This window comes from Nocardia sp. NPDC059228 (assembly GCF_042754245.1).
Classification (GTDB): Bacteria; Actinomycetota; Actinomycetes; order Mycobacteriales; family Mycobacteriaceae; genus Nocardia.
Genome location: NZ_JBHZAL010000028.1, coordinates 34,371 through 50,675, shown reverse-complemented (window position 1 = coordinate 50,675; position 16,305 = coordinate 34,371). Strand labels below are relative to the sequence as shown.

Sequence of the window (16,305 nt, the reverse complement as noted above, 5' to 3'; positions counted from 1 at the left end):
CTAACCGGGCAAAGAGAGGTACGGCGCGCCGAGCAGATCGGCGGTGCGGCTGACGTGGTCGACGATGCGGGTGGCGTCGGCGTCGATGGCGCCCGTGCGCCAAGCGGTCAGGAGTTCGATGAAGCCGCCGATGCCCATGAGAACGCCCATGCGCAGGTCGGATTCGTCGACGCCGGGCCGCAGGTAGGGGCGGGCGGTGGCGATCAGCAGGTCGGTGGCCTCGGTGAGCATGGCGGTGCGGCGCTCCTCGAGGATGCGGCTGCCGGCATGGTCGCCGAAGAGGATGCGCGCCGGGCCCTCCGACTGCAGGGCGACCGCGCGAGCGATGGCCACGCGCAGAATGCCCAGCGCCGGATGCTCGAGGTTCTCGGCGACGACGGCCGAGAGTTCCGCCAGCACCTGGAATCCGACCTCGTCCCAGACCGCGCCCAGCAGTTGGTCGCGATCGGCGAAGTGCTCGTAGAAGTAGCGGTCATTGAGGCCCGCGCGGGTGCACACGCCGCGCATTGTCACTGCGGCCCAGCCGTTTTCGAGCCAGATGTCCAGCGCCGCCGCGATCAGCCGATCGCGGCGCTCGGCGCGGCGTTCCTCCTGGGTGCGGCCGCCCCAGGTGCCGCCGCGCCGGGTCGGCGCGGGCCCCGGGGACATGTCGGCGGCTGCCGGTGCGGGCACGTCCATAGTTGACAAAATAGCGCACCGGGAGCCTAATTGGTGGCAGGTGCGGCCAGTGGTGGCACACGCCACCACTTGACTGCCCGGACGGCACGGCCCCGGGAGTTCCCATGCGACTCAACCCCTTCGGCGGACCCCGCCGCACTCAGCAGGCGGACGCGGTGGTGACCGGTGCGGGCAGCGGCATCGGCCGCGCCTTCGCGATCGAGATCGGCAAGCGCGGCGGGCGGGTGGTCTGCTCCGACATCGACGCCGGGCGCGCCCGCGACACCGCCGAAATGATCGGCGACACCGGGGGAAAGGCCTTCGACACCGTCTGCGACGTGCGCAGCCTGGACCAGGTGACCGTGCTGGCGAACACCGCCGAGGAATGGTTCGGCAAGAGCCCGGATCTGGTGGTCAACAATGCCGGCATCGGGCGCGGCGGCACACTCATCGGCGACACCCCGCCCGCGGAATGGCATCAGGTGCTCGACGTCAATCTGTGGGGCGTCATCCACGGCTGCCACGTCTTCGCGCCCCGGCTGCGCGCGAGCGGACACGGCTCGATCGTGAACGTGGCCTCCGCGGCCGCCTTCGGGTCCGCGCCGCGCATGGGCGCCTACAACGTGAGCAAGGCCGGGGTGCTGGCGCTGTCGGAAACGCTGGCCGCGGAACTGTCCGGCACCGGCGTCACCGTCACCGTGCTGTGTCCCACCGGGGTGCGGACCAACATTCTGGAAGGCGTGGAGATCGGCGACGAGACCATCCAGCTCTGGGGCGACCGCCTCATCCGCTGGACCGGCCGCCCGCCCGCGTCCATCGCCCGCGCCACCCTCGACGCGGTGGATCACGGTCAGCTGTACGTGGTCCCGCAGCTCGAGGCCAAGGCGATCTGGCAGTCCAAGCGACTGCTGCCCGAGACCTACACCCGCGCCGCCGGATTGCTGGAGCGGCTGGTGCGGTAGCCACAGCGGCAAGGAGTTGAACAATGGCGTTCGCGTATTCCGACATGCTCGGTGTCGTCCAGGATCGGCAGTGGGCGCTGGCCGATCTCGACTGGGACGCACCGGGAGCCGAGCTCATCACCGATGAGCAGCGACCCGCGCTCGCGGCCTTCATGGCCGATCTGGTGTGGATCGAGCACGTCGGCGCCCGCGGGTTCGCGGCGCTCACGCTGCGCGCCCCCGACGGGCCGCTCAAGGAGATCTACCGGTACTTCCACGCCGAGGAGCAGAAGCACGCCAATGCCGAACTGGCCCTGATGCGGCGCTGGGGCATGCTCGACAGGGACGCGATGCCGCTGCCCAACAAGAACATCCGGCTCGTCATCGAATGGCTGGACCGGTACGGGGACGATCTGTCCCTGCCCGTGCTCGGCACCGTGATCCCCTCGCTGGAGTGCGCGCTGGACGGGGCACTGGTGAAGTTCCTGCTCGACGAGGTACGGGATCCACTGTGCCACGAGGTGTTCCGGCACATCAACAGCGACGAGTCCCGGCATCTGGCGGTGGGGTTCCAGGTGCTCGAGCAGCTCGGCGCGGGACCGCTGCGACGAATCGCCATCGAGACAGCGGGTTTCGCGCTGCGGCCCACCTTCCTGCTCGGCGCGCTGCTGTACACGCCGCTGCTGTCCCGCATGTCCGCCACCATCATGGCGATGGGGCTGGACGAGGAGAAGCTCTGGAATGCCGTGCGGCGCTATGAGAAAGCCGGTGACCGCAGCCCGGACATCAAGCGCATGCCGCTCTACCACGTGGTCCGCCTGCACGGCATGGCCACCATCAACCACTGGCAGCCGATCCAGGGCATCAACGACGCCCTGAACAAGGCCATCGACCACTTCCCCGTGCGCGTCCTGCGCCACACCCCCTCCTGGTCCAAGGCCCTGACCTACGAGCCGGTGGCGAAATGACCGCCCCGATCCGCCGGAGCGACCCGGGCAGAGCCCGCGACGCCTACACCGGGCCCACGATTCACTGCACCCACTGGCGTGACCAGCACGAGTTGGATCGCCTGCACGTCGCGGTCATCGGCAGCGGCGCCGCACTGGCCCGGGTAGTGCCGCCGATCGTCGCCCAGGCGCGCAGGGTAACCGTGTTCCAGCATGATCCGATCTGGATTCTGCCCACCCCACCCGTCCCCGGAGCCGGAATTCTGCTGCGCCAGTTGCCCGCCGATGCATTGGGACTGCTGCCCAGCGACTCCGCGCCGCCGTTGCCCGGAGATCCGGCTCGCCAGGAAGAGCGTAGGGCCGGCCGCCAGGGAGACAGCACCGCGCCGGCCGGCAGAGGCGCAGAGGAACGCAGTTCAACACGAGCGCCGCGTGAAGGCGGTCCACCGCATCCCGGAGCCGGGGAGGTTGCCCGTGGAGCTCCGAGACCCGTCCTGAGCGCGCTGGGCGTCTCAGGGCCGGGCGTCCTGCGCTGGTGCGCTCAGCAAACGCTGCGGCGGGCGGCCGCGGCGAATCTGCGGGCGCAGGTTGAGGATTCGTGGGAGCGGCGGCAGCTGACGCCGGATCGGCCCGCCGCGGTGCGGGTACACAGTCGCTACTACCGGGCCCTGCGGCAGCGGAACTGCCGGCTCATCAGCTGGCCCATCGCCCGGCTCGCGCCGCTCGGGATTCGCACCGTGGACGGGGTCGAGCATCGGGTGGACTGCATCATCTACGCGGAGGGCGCATCGTGACAAAGACCGTCGTGGACCACGAGATCGTCATTGTCGGCGCGGGATTCTCGGGAATCGGGACCGCGATCGCGCTGCGCAAGGCCGGTTTCGACGATTTCGTCATGATCGACGAGGCGGACGGGGTGGGCGGCACCTGGCACTGGAACACCTATCCCGGTATCGCCGTGGACATTCCGTCGTTCAGCTACCAGTACTCGTTCGAGAAGCAGCGCTCCTGGTCGCGGGTGTACGCGCCCGGACGCGAGTTGAAGGCGTACGCCGAGCACTGCGTCGAGAAATACGGGCTGCGGCCACGGATCCGGTTCGGCACCACCATCGCCCGCGCCGACTTCGACGACGCACTGCACCTGTGGCGGGTGCGCACCACCGACGGCGACGAGCTCACCTGCCGCTTCCTGATCGGCGCGACCGGGGTGCTGACCCGGCCCAAACTGCCCGATATCCCCGGCGCGGAACGGTTCCGGGGCGAGACCATGCACACCGCGCGCTGGGATCACGGGATCGATCTGCGTGGCAAGCGGGTCGGCATCATCGGCACCGGCGCCTCGGCCATCCAGATCATTCCCGAGATCGCCCCGGAGGTGGCGGAACTCGTCGTCTTCCAGCGCACTCCGATCTGGTGCCTGCCCCGGCCGGACGCGCCCCTGCCGCCACCGGTGCGCGCGCTGATGCGGCTGCCCGGCGGGCAGTTCCTCACCCGCTGGCTCAGCCAGGCGTTCGTGGAGCTGACCTTCCCGCTCTCGGCGCACTACTACAAGGTGCTGCCCATGGTGAAGCTCGGCGAGCGCACCGGGCTGGCCCACCTGCGCGACCAGGTGCAGGATCCGGTCGTCCGGGGGCAGCTCACGCCGAAATACGCGCTGGGTTGCAAGCGCCCGTCGTTCTCCAACGACTACCTGAAGACCTTCAACCGCGAGAACGTCACGCTGGAAACCGATCCCATCACCGAGATCACCGCCACCGGACTGCGCACCACCGGCCGCCACCACCAGGTCGACGTGCTCATCATGGCCACCGGCTTCAAGGTCATGGAGTCCGGCAATATGCCCACCTTCGACCTGCACGGCAGCGGCGGCCTGCGCCTCGAGGACTGGTGGGACACCCACCGCCTGCAGGCCTACGAGGGGGTCAGTGTGCCCGGCTTCCCCAACTTCTTCACCATCATCGGCCCCTACGGCTACAACGGCGCGTCCTACTTCACCCTCATCGAGATGCAGACCACCCACATTCTGCGCCTGCTCCGCAATGCCCGCCGCCGCGCCGCGACCCGCATCGAGGTCACCCCCGAGGCCAACGAGCGCTACTTCCAGGAAATGCTCGCCCGCCGCGGCACCCAGGTCTTCTGGCAGGACAGCTGCACCCTGGCCAACTCCTACTACTTCGACAAGAACGGCGACGTCCCGCTGCGCGCCATGAGCACTCCCGAAGCCGCCTGGCGCGCAGCCCATTTCGACCTGCGCGACTACCACTTCGAATCCCAGGGCGAACGCCGCAGGACGGGCCGTCCCGCCGCCCGCGCCGCCACGGCCTGACCGTCAGCGCTGCGGGGGTCACGGCCGACGTGCACCCGCACGCACTCCCAGCGGTCCAGAAGCGGCTGGGCCACTGTGGGATTCGAGTTGTCCGCAGCTACTGAAACAGGCCGCGAATCAGGCGATCAGGTGTCGAGGGCACGGTACAGGGCGCGGAGTTCGCGGAGACCGGCGGCGACGGACTGCTCGTCCTCGGCCGTCATGCGCAGGGCCTGGCGGAGCAGGACGGCGTCGAGATCGTCCGGGGCCGGACGGAATTCGGGCTTCGGGAGGGCGGGGAGCGCGGTGGCGTCGCCGTAGAGATCGGTGGATTCGGCGGGCGGATCGGCGCGCTGGACGCTGCCGATGAGGGCGTCGAGTTCGACGCCGCGCAGGGTGAGCAGTTCGCCCGGGCGCTCGTCGAGGCGTTCGGCGATGACGTAGCAGACGGCGGCGGTGTGCTTGCACGGCCAGCCGGAATCGGGGCAGCTGCACGAGAAGTCGAGCTCCGACACCGTGGTGGGGAGCAACAGTGGGCCGAGGGCCTGGGGCAGGGTGCCCGCGGCGATCTCGCCCAGCATGCCGGGGGTGGCGCGGACCAGGTCCACCAGCTCGTCGAGGCGGTCGTCGCGCAACTGCCGCAGGGTCAGCACCGAGATGAACGGGCGGGGCTGGCTGCCCTGCACTTCCGCGCTCACCAGGCCGGGCTCCAGGCGGTAGTTCACCACCTGACCGGCGCGGGCGTAGGAACGGCCGCGGGCCAGACGACCGGCGTCCGCGACGCCCTCGACCGCCTCCAGGAACGAACGGCCCCACCAGGTCCGGGCGAACGCGGTGCCGCGGCGGCTGCGCGGCTGCACCCCGCCGCGCACCGGGCGGCGTTTGCCGTACTCGCTGAAGTCGATGACATTGCTCATTCGCCGACCGCCTCCGATCCCAGGGCGAACAGTTCCCGCAATTCCTCGTCGCCGAGTTCGGTGATCCAGTTCTCGCCGGTGCCCACGGTGAGGTCGGCGAGCTGACTCTTGCCCTTCAGCATGTCGTCGACGCGCTCCTCGATGGTGTCGACGCAGACCAGCTTGCGCACCTGGACATCACGGCGCTGGCCGATGCGGAAGGCACGGTCGGTGGCCTGGTTCTCCACCGCCGGATTCCACCAGCGGTCCAGGTGCACCACGTGATTGGCGGCGGTCAGGTTGAGGCCGGTGCCGCCCGCCTTGAGCGACAGCAGCATGAGCGGCGCGCCGTCCTCCTCCTGGAAGCGGGTGACCATGCCGTCGCGGCGCTGCTTGCTCACCCCGCCGTGCAGGAACGGCACCTCCGCCCCGAAACGCTCGGACAGGAAGGGCGCCAGCAGGTTTCCGAACTCCGCGAACTGAGTGAACAGCAGCGCCCGCTCCCCGTCGGCGATCGCCGACTCCAGAATGTCCTCCACCAGCGCCAGCTTCCCCGACCGATGATGCCCCCGGCGCAGCAGCGCCGACCCGTCGCCGAGGAAATGCGCGGGATGGTTGCACACCTGTTTGAGCCGGGTCAGCGCGGCCAGCACCGCGCCCTTGCGCTCCATGCCCTCGGCCGCCTTCAGCTTGGCCGACATATCGTCCAGCACCGCCTGATACAGCGCTGCCTGCTCCACGGTCAGGTTGGCCCGCACCGTCATCTCGACCTTCTCCGGCAGATCCGAGATCACCGCAGGATCGGTCTTGACCCGGCGCAGCACGAACGGCGAGGTGATGGCGCGCAGACGGGTGACGGCGTTCTCGTCGTGCTCGCGCTCGATCGGCACCGCGAAGCGGGCATGGAACTCGGAGGCCTTGCCCAGCAGCTTGGGATTGGCGAAATCCAGGATCGAGCGCAACTCCTCGAGCCGGTTCTCCACCGGGGTTCCGGTGAGCGCCAGGCGGTGCCGGGCCGGCACCAGCCGTGCCGCGCGCGCCTGCCGGGTGCCCGCGTTCTTGATGTGCTGCGCCTCGTCCAGTACGACCCGCTGCCAGTCCTGGCGCTTCAGGTCCTCGACATCCCGGGCCAGCAGCGCGTAGGTGGTGACCACCAGATCCGAATCCGCCACCGCCGCAGCCAATTCCGCGCCCGAGCGCCGCCCGGCGCCGTGGTGCACCAGCACCCGGAGATCCGGGGCGAAGCGTTCGGCCTCCCGCTGCCAGTTGCCCACCACCGACATCGGGCACACCAGCAGGGTAGGCCCGAGCGCCTCCGATTCGCTTGCGGCCGCGGCTGCTTCACGCTCGTGCACCAGCAGCGCCAGTACCTGTACGGTCTTGCCGAGACCCATGTCGTCGGCGAGGATCGCCCCGCATCCGAGCCGGCTCATGGCCGCCAGCCAGGTCAGGCCGCGCTGCTGATACGGCCGCAGCTGGGCCTTCAGCCCGACCGGATCCGGGACGGGCTCGACCGACCGCTCACCGTCGAAAAGCTCCGCGGCCCAGCCGGTCGCGGTGACCTCCTCCAGCGGCACCCCGATCACCGGATGCGCGGACAGCTCGGCGAACAGGCCGCCGACGGTGGTCTCGGTCTCGTCGGTGCGGCCCGAGACGTAGTCGGCGGCCGCGGCCAGCATGCGATGATCGGCCTGCACCCATTCCCCGCGCAGCCGCACCAGATCCGATTTCGCGTCGATCAGCCGCGACATCTCGGCGGGCGTCAGCACGGTGTCGCCCAGGGCCAGCTCCCAGCGGAAGGACACCAAACCCTTGAGCCCGACGGCGGTTTCGGTGGCAGCCGGGCTCTGCACCCGCAGTTTCATGGCGGGCGCGGCCACCCGCCAGGCCCGCGGCAGCATGAGCCGCACCCCGGCCGACCGCAGCGCGTTCGCCCCGTGCGCGACCAGATCCATCACCACCTCGGTGGGCAGGAACAGATCCATGCTGCGGGCATCGCCGGGCAGATCGCGCAGCCGCGGATAGGCCTGCTTGGCGGCCGCCAGCTTCTCCCCCGCAATCCGCATGAGCTGCGGATCCCCCGGCAGCAGCACCGGCTGCGGCGCCTCCCCTTCCTCGCGCAGGCAGACCTCGAGCCGCCACAGTTCGCCCGGTTCCTCGCCGTCCGGTTCCAGCAGCCGCAGCACCAGCTCCGGCTCGTCGGCGGTGAGACTGGTCCGCCAGTCGTCCAGCACCGAGGCCACCCGATGCGATCCGGTCTCCAGCGGCGTCGCCTCGGCCAGCGCGGTCAGCAGCGGATGCGACCCCGATTCCCGATCCGGCCGCTCCGGAATGTGCAGGCGCACGAGAGGATCGGCCAATTCGCCGACGAGGTTCTCCAGCACCTCGGCGGGCCGCCCGGCCACCTGCAACGCACCCGGCATGGCCACCGTGAGCTCCGCCAGCCAGGCCCGCTGCCGCTGCCCGCCCACCAGCCGCCACCGTACCCACCACTCCCCGTCGTCCCGCCGCACCTCCGGCACCACCCGCCCCGCCCGCACCCACCGCTGCACCCCGCGCGCCACATGCCCGAGAAAACGCAGATCCCCGGCCACCGCCCCCGCCGGTAGTTCCTGCGACAGCACCCGGGCAGCCGTCTCCGGTGCCAGCGCATGCGCCCGCACCCGCGTCTGCTCCGGCCCGTACTCCCCCCTCACCAGCACCTGCGCCCGATGCCGCCACTTCGCCCCGCGCACGATCGACCCGAGCGGCTCCGGCAATCCCTCCGCATCCCCGGCCGTGTCCTCGCCCGGGTCGTGCCACAGCACCAACCCGGACCCCGGCGACCACAGCCCGTGCAACATCCGCCCATCCAATCAGTCACCCCCGACAAGCCGGCCGGCCCCTCTTTATTTCTGATCGGATACGGAACATACTGGATAAATCCGCAGGTCACCGCACGCGTCGGTGTCCGCTGTGTCCGCTGCACTACATTGTCGTGCCCGGACGGCAGCCGCGCGGGGCGCACCCGACAATCCACCGCGACTCAATCCGGAGCCGTGGCACTTTCGAGACCGTAGGGAGGCCGTGACGATGACGATTCTGCTCCAAGTGCTCGAGCAGAGCTTCACCCCCACGACACAGTGGGAACGGCGGAAATTCACCTTCGTGGACACGAGCAAGATCGTGGGGATGCGCCTGGACGGGCAGTCCGGGGTGTGGCTGGATCTGTCCCGGCCCGGCGAGTCGCAGCGCCTCGCCCGCACCGCGGACCCGCGCGACTCCATCACGTTCCTGCTCACCGTTTTCGCCAAGATCGCCGAATGCGAGGAGCGGGGCGGCTCGTGGGTCATCGGCCACGATGGCGCGCGTGTGGATTCCATTGCGGCAACCCGCTTTCCGCCGCAGCTCTCCGAAACCGCCGCGGACGACATCCTCGCGCACGCCTGGCTCTAGTAAGCCCAACGGGAGTGCGAAGTCCGCGTGACGGCACGCACCGATCGGCTGGTGCGGTACACGTATTGCCGTGTGGCTCACGGGTGGAACCTTCCTGCTCCGGCTGCTCGGCGCCGTAGTCGTCCTGCTCGTGGTCCTTGGGTGCGAGTCCCTCGGGCAGGTGACCCCGGCGCCGGGTAGCCCCGCCCGCGTCCAGCTCGAACGGCTGCTCGCGGGTGTCCGCACGGTGCCCGCCCGGCCGCGTCCGGGCGGTTACGAACGTGGTTGCGGCAGCGGCCAGGGCTGCGTGTTCGGACCGGCGTGGACCGATGATCACGATGGGCCCGGCGGTCACGACGGGTGCGACAGCCGCAATACCGTGCTGGCCAGGCAGCTCACCCGGGTGATCTTCCGGCCCGGGAACGATTGCGTGGTGGTGGCCGGGTCGCTCGACGATCCCTATACCGGGCAGCGCATCGCCTTCGATCGGGGCGCGGCCATGGCCGTGCAGATCGATCACGTGTATCCGCTGGCGGCCGCCTGGGATCTGGGCGCGGCCGGATGGCCGCTGCCGCGGCGCGTGCGCTTCGCCAACGATGTCGACTACAACCTGCTCGCGGTGGACGGAAAGACCAACGAGGACAAGGGCGATCGCACGCCCGGCGACTGGCTGCCGCCCGCTCGCGCGAACCGCTGTTTCTACGCGGGCAAGTATCTGATGGCCGCGAACCGGTACGGGCTACCGGTCACCGCCGCCGACCGGGACGCCCTGGCGCGGGTCGCCCGCCGCTGCCCATAGCGTGGCGAAGTGCCGGTAGGCCTGATCGGCGGTGAGTTCCTGGCGCGGATCCATGACCGATTCGAGCAATCCGTATAGACCCCAGGACAGAAATGTGATGGCCACGCCCGCCGCGACGGGGTCCGGCCCGAGCCGCGGGCCCAGGTGCTCGGTCAGCAGTTCGGCGTACATCTGCCGGATCGACCGCAGCACAATGGTGTTCGCCCGCTGCCGGACCAGTGGCCGGTACACGTCCGGATGCGCCGCGACCAGCTTGAACAGGATCTCGACGGCGGCCAGCGGCGGCGACTCTCCCGGATAGCAGGCCAGCTGCGCCGAAATCTCGCCCCGCACATGCTCGATACAGCTGACCAGCAGCAGATCGTCCTTGTCGCGGTAGTGCGCGTAGAAGGTGGAGCGGCCGACATCGGCGCGATCGATGATGTCCTGCACCGTGATCCGGGCATAGGGCCGGTCCTGCATGAGCTCGATGAGCGCCCGGTGCAGCGCCGTGCGGGTGCGGCGGACGCGGCGGTCGGCCTCCGGCCTCATGGTCCCGGCCTCCGGGGCCGTTCCCGGACGGATTCCGTCCGACTGTCCGGAATCGTACAAATCCTCAGAAACTGCGTCTGGCCTGGGATTTCTCATCCTTCGATGATTGATCACATGACCCAGCACGAGCAAGTGTCCGATATCGAATCCCGGCCCGTCGGGGCCCTCATCACCTGGCCGCGCCGCTATCAGCTGCTCACCGACGTCTACTTCCTGGGCCGAGCGGGCAGCCTGGCGCGGTACTTCGCCACGACCAGCGGCATCCGCCCGGGCGATCACGCTCTCGATCTCGGTTGCGGCCCTGGGCGGCTGGCCAATGAGCTGGCCCGGCAGGCCGGACCGGACGGCCGGGCGATCGGCGTGGACCCGTCTGCGCAGATGATCGCCTACGCGACCGCCCACGCCGCCCCCAACTGCAGCTTCGACCTCGGCGCGGCCCAGTCGCTGCCCTACCCGGACGCCTCGTTCGATGTGGCGACCTCGACCTTCGCCATGCACCACATCGCCGAATCCGAGCGAAAGACCGCCCTGGCGGGCGTCTTCCGCGTCCTGCGCCCGGGCGGCCGCCTGCTGCTCGCCGACACCCATCCGACCTCGGGCCTGCGCGGGCTCGCCGTTCGGGCCATGGCCCAGCTGGCCGCGCACCGCGCCGGTGGCCAGGGTCACTCCCACGACGGCGACGGGGCCGGGGATCCGCTGTCGGCGGTCGACATCCGCCGCTACCGCGACGTGCTCACCGACATCGGTTTCACGGCAGTCGAATTCCGCACCGGCCCGTTCGCGACCGGCGTCCTCACCGCCGTCAAACCCGGCTGATCAGGCCGGTTCGGCGCCGATGGCGGCCGGCCGCTTGGGGTCGTTGGACCACTGCGACCAGGAGCCGGGATAGAGCGCGGCGTCGATGCCGGCGATGGCCAGCGCCGCGACCTGATGGGCGGCCGTGACACCGGAACCGCAGTACACCGCGACCGGCCCGGAACCGAATCCCTCGAAACGGGAACGCAATTCGGGGAGCGACTTGAATTGCCCGGCGGCCGTGAGGTTCTCGGCGGTCGGCGCACTCACCGCTCCCGGAATGTGCCCGGCGCGCGGGTCCACAGGTTCCACCTCGCCGCGGTAGCGCTCGCCCGCGCGGGCATCCAGCAGCAGGCCCGGCCAGCCGGCCGCGCCATCGGCGTCGATGGTCGGCATATTGCCCGGGGACAGGACCACGGTGCCCGGTGGCGGGGCGGTTTCGTCACCGGTGACGATCTTGCCCCCGGCCTGCTCCCACGCCGGCAGTCCGCCGTCGAGAATGCGCACATCGGCCACGCCGCCCCAGCGCAGCAGCCACCAGGCCCGCGCGGCGGCCATGCCGCCGGTGGCGTCGTAGACGACCACCATGTCCCCGTCGGACACGCCCCAGCTGCGCGCGCACTTCTGCAGGTGCGCCAGGTCCGGCATGGGGTGGCGGCCCTTGGCGGCGGAGGGCGGATCGGCGAGTTCGGTTTCCAGGTCGACGAATATCGCGCCCGGAATATGGCCGTCCAGATAATGCTGCGGTCCGTCCGGATCTCCGAGCGCCCACCGGACGTCCAGCAATCGCACATGGCCGCCGCTCTGGCCCAGCACGTCCGCAAGCTCCGCAACCGAAATCAGCACCGAACTCAAGCCAACTCCTCTTCGCCGATTCATCGCCCGTTGAAGCCGAACCACCCCACCCTAGCCACCGCCGGCCGCGCCACGCAGCCTGCCCGGCCCGCTATTTCGACGGGGGCAGGAACCAGCGCGCCAGCAGGCCCGCGACCAGCGCCCAGAAGGCCGCGCCGATGCCGAGCAACGAGATTCCGGACGCGGCCACCAGGAAGGTGAGCGCGGCCGCGGAACGGTGGGCGGCGGGCGTCAACGCAGCGGTCAGCGCACCCGCCAGCGTGGCGATGAGGGCAAGGCCCGCAACGGTTTCCAGCACGCCCTTCGGCGCCGCGGCCACCAGCATCACCAGTGCACCCGAGGCCAGTGCGAGCACCAGGTACATGCAGCCCGCGGTGAACGCGGCGATCCACCGGCGCCTCGGATCCGGATGCGCGGACGGCGCGGCGGAGAGCGCGGCACTGATGGCCGCCAGGTTGATGGCGTGCCCGCCCGCGGGCGCGCCGAGCATGGTGCCCAGGCCCGTGACCGTCATGGCCGCCCGCCACGGCACCTGATAGCCGAAGGTCTTCATGACCGCCGTACCCGGAATGTTCTGGGCGGCCATGGTCACGATGTAGAGCGGCACCGCGACCCCGATCACCGCCTGCCAACTCCAGTGCGGCACAGTCCATTCCACCCGCGGCACCATGGCCGACAGGTCCATGCGGCGATGGGTGACGGTGATGTCGACACCCGCGCCGACGGCCGCGACCGCGAAGGCGGCCAGCACCGACCAGCGCGGCGCGAAGCGTTGCAGCACAAGCCAGGTCGCGATGACCGGCACCACCACCGCCGGGCTCACCGGCAGCGCCTTCACCGGCGCCAGGCACATGGGCAGCAGCACTCCGGCCAGCATGGCCTGCGCGATCTCCACCGGAATCGCCGCGATGAGCGCGCCCAGCCGCTGCCAGAAACCGGTCAGCACAATGAGTCCGCCCGCCACCGCGAACGCGCCCACGGCGGCCGCCCAGCCGCCGGACACCGCGCCCGTACCGGCCAGCAATGCCGCGCCCGGGGTGGACCAGGCCAGTGTGATCGGCATCCGGTACCGCCGGCTCAGCACGATCATGCCGACCGCCTGGGTCACGCAGACCGCCAGCAGCCCGGACGCCGCCTGCGCCGAGGTCGCCCCCATGGCGGTCAGGCCCGCCAGCACCACCGCGAACGAGCTGGTGAATCCGACGAGCGCGGTGACGATCCCGGCCCCTATCGGCTGCCCGATCCCGGCCGTGCGCGGACTCCTGACCTCCGGAGTGCTGGTGACGCTGGTGCTCATCGGGTCATCGTCGCGGTCCAGTCACCCCGAGGTCAGCGGCCAATCCCCCGAAACTGGACTGAAATTCACCAAAACAGTCAGAACCGGTCGGCATCCTGCGGGTGACCCCCGGACCCGTTCTGCAGTGCCAGCCGCTCCAGCAGCGGCGTGACACGCGGCCCGACCAGCGAGCGCATCACCAGCGCCATATTGGTGCGCTCCACCCCCGGGATCTTCAGAATGCTGCCGGTCAGGCGGTACAGATCATCGGCGTCGGCGGCGACCACCCGGACCGTCAGATCGGTCGGCCCGGTCATGCCGCAGACCTCGGTGACCTCCGGAATCTCGGCCAGCTCGGCAACCACCGAGTCGAGCCGATGCTGATCCACGACCACCGCCACGAAGGCTGCCAGTGGATAACCCAGCACCCGGGGATCGACCCGGCGTTCGAAGCTGGCCAGCACCCCGCTCGCCTCCCAGCGAGCCAGCCTGGCCTGCACGGTATTGCGCGAGAGACCCAGGCGAGCGGCCAATTCGACACCGGTCGCGCGCGGGTTGGCCACCAGCTCCAGCAACAGCCGGGCATCGGTGGCGTCCAGCGGGGCAGAAAGGGGCTCCCTGCTGCTCATGGGGATCAGTATGACACCCCGGACCAGCCATCGACCGAGCATTCTGCACAGTTGGGCACGCCATGCTTGCACACATCGCTCAACGGAGGATGCTGTGTGGTACAGGACACACATCGGTTGCTCACGGGACACAATCCCCGGGCGACAACGGTGTAACCCGGTGTCAGGAGGCGATATCCATGCCCGAGAAGAACACCTACCCGGTGCAGCTCGTACAGCCAGACGGTCGTCGCGTACTGGATCGCGGACACGCCCCGCTCGTCGCCGATATCGACGGCACCCGGCTCCGAGCCATGTACACCGACATGGTGGTGGCCCGGCGCATCGACACCGAGGCCACCGCCCTGCAACGGCAGGGCCAGCTCGGACTGTGGCCGCCACTGCTCGGCCAGGAGGGCGCGCAGATCGGTTCGGCCCACGCCCTCGCCCCCGACGACTACGTGTTCTGCAGCTATCGGGAGGCGGGCGTCGCCTACTGCCGCGGCGTCCCGCCCGAGGACCTCACCCGGCTGTGGCGCGGCGCCGCCCACTCCTGCTGGGACGCCGACGCGGTGAAGATGACCAATCCCTCGATCGTGGTGGGGGCGCACGGTTTACACGCCACCGGCTACGCTTACGCCGCGCACCTCGAAGGCGCCGAGATCGCCACCATCGCCTACTTCGGCGACGGTGCGACCAGTCAGGGCGATATCGCCGAGGCACTCGGATTCGCGGCCGGCTGGAGTGTCCCGATGGTGTTCTTCTGCCAGAACAATCACTGGGCGATCAGCGCGCCGGTCCGGATACAGAGCGCCACCCCGATCGCGCGGCGCGCCCTCGGCTACGGCATTCCCGGCGTGCAGGTGGACGGCAACGACGCCCTCGCGGTGCTGGCCGTGACCCGGCAGGCGCTGCTGCGCGCACGGGCCGGCGGCGGGCCGAGCTTCATCGAGGCCATCACCTACCGGATGGGCCCGCACACCACCGCCGACGATCCCACCCGCTACCGCACCGCCGCCGAACTCGAGATCTGGCAGCAGCGCGATCCCATCGACCGCCTGCGGCGCTTGCTCGAACGAGAAGAGCTGTGGGACACCGACTTCGAGACCTCGGTCGCCGAACGCGCCGACGAGGTGGCGCACCGGCTGCGCACCGCCACCCTCACCATGCCCGATCCGGAACCCGCGGAGCTGTTCGACCACGTGTACGCCACACCGCATCGGCTGATCGAGGAGGAACGCCGCGAGTACGCCGCCTATCTGGAGGGAGTGGGGCGATGAAGACCACCTTCGCGGGAGCCATCAACCACGGGCTGCGCCGCGCACTGGAGGACGACCCGAAGGTCCTGCTGATGGGTGAGGACATCGGGCGGCTGGGCGGGGTCTTCCGGGTCACCGACACGCTGCAGAAGGATTTCGGCAACAACCGCGTCATCGATACGCCGCTCGCCGAATCCGGAATCGTGGGAACTGCTTTCGGAATGGCATTGCGCGGATTTCGGCCGGTCTGTGAAATCCAGTTCGACGGATTCGTGTATCCGGCCTTCGACCAGATCGTCTCGCAGGTCGCGAAAATCCACTCCCGCACGCGCGGAAAGGTGATCGCGCCCATCACCATTCGCATTCCGTTCGGCGGCGGCATCGGCTCGGTCGAGCATCATTCGGAATCACCGGAGGCGTATTTCGCGCACACCGCGGGATTGCGGGTGGTCTCGCCGAGCAATCCGGCGGACGCGTATCTGATGATCCGCCAGGCCATCGCCCTCGACGATCCGGTGATCTTCTTCGAACCCAAGCGCCGGTACTGGGACAAGGCCGAGGTGGATTTCGACCGGCTGGACCGGGATGGCGGACCCGCGATGGACCAGGCCCAGGTCTGCGCCAGCGGGGAGGACGCCACCATCGTGGCCTACGGCGGCACCGTCGCCACCGCGCTCACCGCCGCCGATATCGCGGCGTCGGAGGGACATTCGATCGAGGTGATCGATCTGCGCAGCCTGTCCCCGATCGATTTCGACACCATCGAAACCTCGGTGCGGAAAACCGGACGGCTCATCGTGGTCCACGAGGCACCCGTATTCGCCGGGCTGGGAGCCGAAATCGCGGCGCGGATCACGGAACGCTGCTTCTACCATCTGGAATCACCGGTATTGCGCGTCGGTGGCTTCGACATCCCCTATCCCCCGGCTAAACTCGAGCGGCACCACCTGCCCGACCCCGATCGCATTCTCGCCGCGGTCGATCGCTCGCTCGCCGCCTAACGGTCAAGCCACGGAGGAAGC

The 16,305-nt window shown here is 69.8% G+C and carries 16 protein-coding genes; 9 read left to right on the top strand and 7 right to left on the bottom strand.

All coding sequences use genetic code 11. The features are described 5' to 3' along the window. Positions 1-648: a TetR/AcrR family transcriptional regulator gene (locus ACFXKA_RS32030; RefSeq protein WP_379430188.1), complete on the bottom strand. Its 648-nt coding sequence runs from the start codon at positions 646-648 to the stop codon at positions 1-3. Positions 649-782: 134 nt separating this feature from the next. Here ACFXKA_RS32030 and ACFXKA_RS32025 point away from each other — a divergent pair, with 134 nt between their 5' ends. The 4 genes from ACFXKA_RS32025 to ACFXKA_RS32010 are packed head-to-tail and all read left to right on the top strand — an operon-like array spanning position 783 to position 4,871. After that, on the top strand, positions 783-1,619 hold the full coding sequence (locus tag ACFXKA_RS32025; protein WP_379430156.1) for an SDR family NAD(P)-dependent oxidoreductase: 837 nt from the start codon (positions 783-785) through the stop codon (positions 1,617-1,619). A gap of 23 nt (positions 1,620-1,642) precedes the next feature. Then, the gene (locus ACFXKA_RS32020; protein WP_379430155.1) at positions 1,643-2,566 is read left to right on the top strand and encodes a ferritin-like domain-containing protein; all 924 of its coding nucleotides are present in this window, start codon (positions 1,643-1,645) and stop codon (positions 2,564-2,566) included. Beyond that, on the top strand, positions 2,563-3,339 hold the full coding sequence (locus ACFXKA_RS32015; RefSeq protein ID WP_379430154.1) for a hypothetical protein: 777 nt from the start codon (positions 2,563-2,565) through the stop codon (positions 3,337-3,339). The genes ACFXKA_RS32020 and ACFXKA_RS32015 overlap by 4 nt, the downstream gene beginning before the upstream one ends. After that, positions 3,336-4,871 (top strand): flavin-containing monooxygenase, encoded by a 1,536-nt coding sequence (locus ACFXKA_RS32010; RefSeq protein WP_379430153.1) that lies wholly within the window; start codon positions 3,336-3,338, stop codon positions 4,869-4,871. Before ACFXKA_RS32015 ends, ACFXKA_RS32010 begins: the two co-directional genes overlap by 4 nt. Before the next feature lie 125 nt (positions 4,872-4,996). Here the strand turns inward: ACFXKA_RS32010 and ACFXKA_RS32005 are convergent, their stop codons facing one another. After that, the gene (locus ACFXKA_RS32005; protein ID WP_379430152.1) at positions 4,997-5,767 is read right to left on the bottom strand and encodes an SWIM zinc finger family protein; all 771 of its coding nucleotides are present in this window, start codon (positions 5,765-5,767) and stop codon (positions 4,997-4,999) included. Continuing rightward, positions 5,764-8,589, bottom strand: coding sequence for a DEAD/DEAH box helicase (locus tag ACFXKA_RS32000; RefSeq protein WP_379430151.1), 2,826 nt, complete (start codon positions 8,587-8,589; stop codon positions 5,764-5,766). The genes ACFXKA_RS32005 and ACFXKA_RS32000 overlap by 4 nt, the downstream gene beginning before the upstream one ends. Before the next feature lie 229 nt (positions 8,590-8,818). On the opposite strand from ACFXKA_RS32000, the gene ACFXKA_RS31995 reads away from it, so the two are divergent. Further along, a complete protein-coding gene (locus ACFXKA_RS31995; RefSeq protein ID WP_354849435.1) occupies positions 8,819-9,181 on the top strand; it encodes a hypothetical protein in 363 nt (120 codons plus the stop codon). 70 nt (positions 9,182-9,251) lie between these two features. Further along, positions 9,252-9,959, top strand: coding sequence for an HNH endonuclease family protein (locus ACFXKA_RS31990; RefSeq protein ID WP_379430150.1), 708 nt, complete (start codon positions 9,252-9,254; stop codon positions 9,957-9,959). Here ACFXKA_RS31990 and ACFXKA_RS31985 read toward each other — a convergent pair. Further along, positions 9,900-10,490, bottom strand: coding sequence for a TetR/AcrR family transcriptional regulator (locus tag ACFXKA_RS31985; RefSeq protein ID WP_379430149.1), 591 nt, complete (start codon positions 10,488-10,490; stop codon positions 9,900-9,902). The two genes, ACFXKA_RS31990 and ACFXKA_RS31985, sit on opposite strands and share 60 nt — an antisense overlap. Before the next feature lie 114 nt (positions 10,491-10,604). Between ACFXKA_RS31985 and ACFXKA_RS31980 the strand changes: the two genes are divergently transcribed. Beyond that, positions 10,605-11,306: a methyltransferase domain-containing protein gene (locus tag ACFXKA_RS31980; protein WP_379430148.1), complete on the top strand. Its 702-nt coding sequence runs from the start codon at positions 10,605-10,607 to the stop codon at positions 11,304-11,306. Here the strand turns inward: ACFXKA_RS31980 and ACFXKA_RS31975 are convergent, their stop codons facing one another. The 3 genes from ACFXKA_RS31975 to ACFXKA_RS31965 form a co-directional block, all read right to left on the bottom strand. After that, positions 11,307-12,164 (bottom strand): sulfurtransferase, encoded by an 858-nt coding sequence (locus ACFXKA_RS31975; protein ID WP_379430147.1) that lies wholly within the window; start codon positions 12,162-12,164, stop codon positions 11,307-11,309. It abuts the gene before it with no gap. A gap of 67 nt (positions 12,165-12,231) precedes the next feature. Beyond that, positions 12,232-13,437, bottom strand: a complete 1,206-nt coding sequence (locus ACFXKA_RS31970) for a benzoate/H(+) symporter BenE family transporter (protein WP_379430146.1) — start codon at positions 13,435-13,437, stop codon at positions 12,232-12,234. 77 nt (positions 13,438-13,514) lie between these two features. Beyond that, positions 13,515-14,045, bottom strand: coding sequence for an Lrp/AsnC family transcriptional regulator (locus ACFXKA_RS31965; protein WP_354849423.1), 531 nt, complete (start codon positions 14,043-14,045; stop codon positions 13,515-13,517). A gap of 179 nt (positions 14,046-14,224) precedes the next feature. Here ACFXKA_RS31965 and pdhA point away from each other — a divergent pair, with 179 nt between their 5' ends. Together pdhA and ACFXKA_RS31955 are read left to right on the top strand one after the other, a co-directional pair. Then, positions 14,225-15,304 carry a pyruvate dehydrogenase (acetyl-transferring) E1 component subunit alpha gene (gene pdhA, locus ACFXKA_RS31960; protein WP_379430145.1) on the top strand — a complete coding sequence of 360 codons (1,080 nt, stop codon included), beginning with the start codon at positions 14,225-14,227 and terminating at the stop codon, positions 15,302-15,304. Beyond that, positions 15,301-16,284 (top strand): alpha-ketoacid dehydrogenase subunit beta, encoded by a 984-nt coding sequence (locus ACFXKA_RS31955; RefSeq protein WP_379430144.1) that lies wholly within the window; start codon positions 15,301-15,303, stop codon positions 16,282-16,284. Before pdhA ends, ACFXKA_RS31955 begins: the two co-directional genes overlap by 4 nt. The last annotated feature ends 21 nt before the right edge of the window (positions 16,285-16,305 follow it).

Coding starts and splice junctions, on each gene's coding strand:
- ACFXKA_RS32030 (WP_379430188.1), bottom strand. CDS start 648: ATGTCCCCGGGGCCCGCGCCGACCCGGCGCGGCGGCACCTGGGGCGGC.
- ACFXKA_RS32025 (WP_379430156.1), top strand. CDS start 783: ATGCGACTCAACCCCTTCGGCGGACCCCGCCGCACTCAGCAGGCGGAC.
- ACFXKA_RS32020 (WP_379430155.1), top strand. CDS start 1,643: ATGGCGTTCGCGTATTCCGACATGCTCGGTGTCGTCCAGGATCGGCAG.
- ACFXKA_RS32015 (WP_379430154.1), top strand. CDS start 2,563: ATGACCGCCCCGATCCGCCGGAGCGACCCGGGCAGAGCCCGCGACGCC.
- ACFXKA_RS32005 (WP_379430152.1), bottom strand. CDS start 5,767: ATGAGCAATGTCATCGACTTCAGCGAGTACGGCAAACGCCGCCCGGTG.
- ACFXKA_RS32000 (WP_379430151.1), bottom strand. CDS start 8,589: ATGTTGCACGGGCTGTGGTCGCCGGGGTCCGGGTTGGTGCTGTGGCAC.
- ACFXKA_RS31995 (WP_354849435.1), top strand. CDS start 8,819: ATGACGATTCTGCTCCAAGTGCTCGAGCAGAGCTTCACCCCCACGACA.
- ACFXKA_RS31985 (WP_379430149.1), bottom strand. CDS start 10,490: ATGAGGCCGGAGGCCGACCGCCGCGTCCGCCGCACCCGCACGGCGCTG.
- ACFXKA_RS31980 (WP_379430148.1), top strand. CDS start 10,605: ATGACCCAGCACGAGCAAGTGTCCGATATCGAATCCCGGCCCGTCGGG.
- ACFXKA_RS31975 (WP_379430147.1), bottom strand. CDS start 12,164: ATGAATCGGCGAAGAGGAGTTGGCTTGAGTTCGGTGCTGATTTCGGTT.
- ACFXKA_RS31970 (WP_379430146.1), bottom strand. CDS start 13,437: ATGAGCACCAGCGTCACCAGCACTCCGGAGGTCAGGAGTCCGCGCACG.
- ACFXKA_RS31965 (WP_354849423.1), bottom strand. CDS start 14,045: ATGAGCAGCAGGGAGCCCCTTTCTGCCCCGCTGGACGCCACCGATGCC.
- pdhA (WP_379430145.1), top strand. CDS start 14,225: ATGCCCGAGAAGAACACCTACCCGGTGCAGCTCGTACAGCCAGACGGT.
- ACFXKA_RS31955 (WP_379430144.1), top strand. CDS start 15,301: ATGAAGACCACCTTCGCGGGAGCCATCAACCACGGGCTGCGCCGCGCA.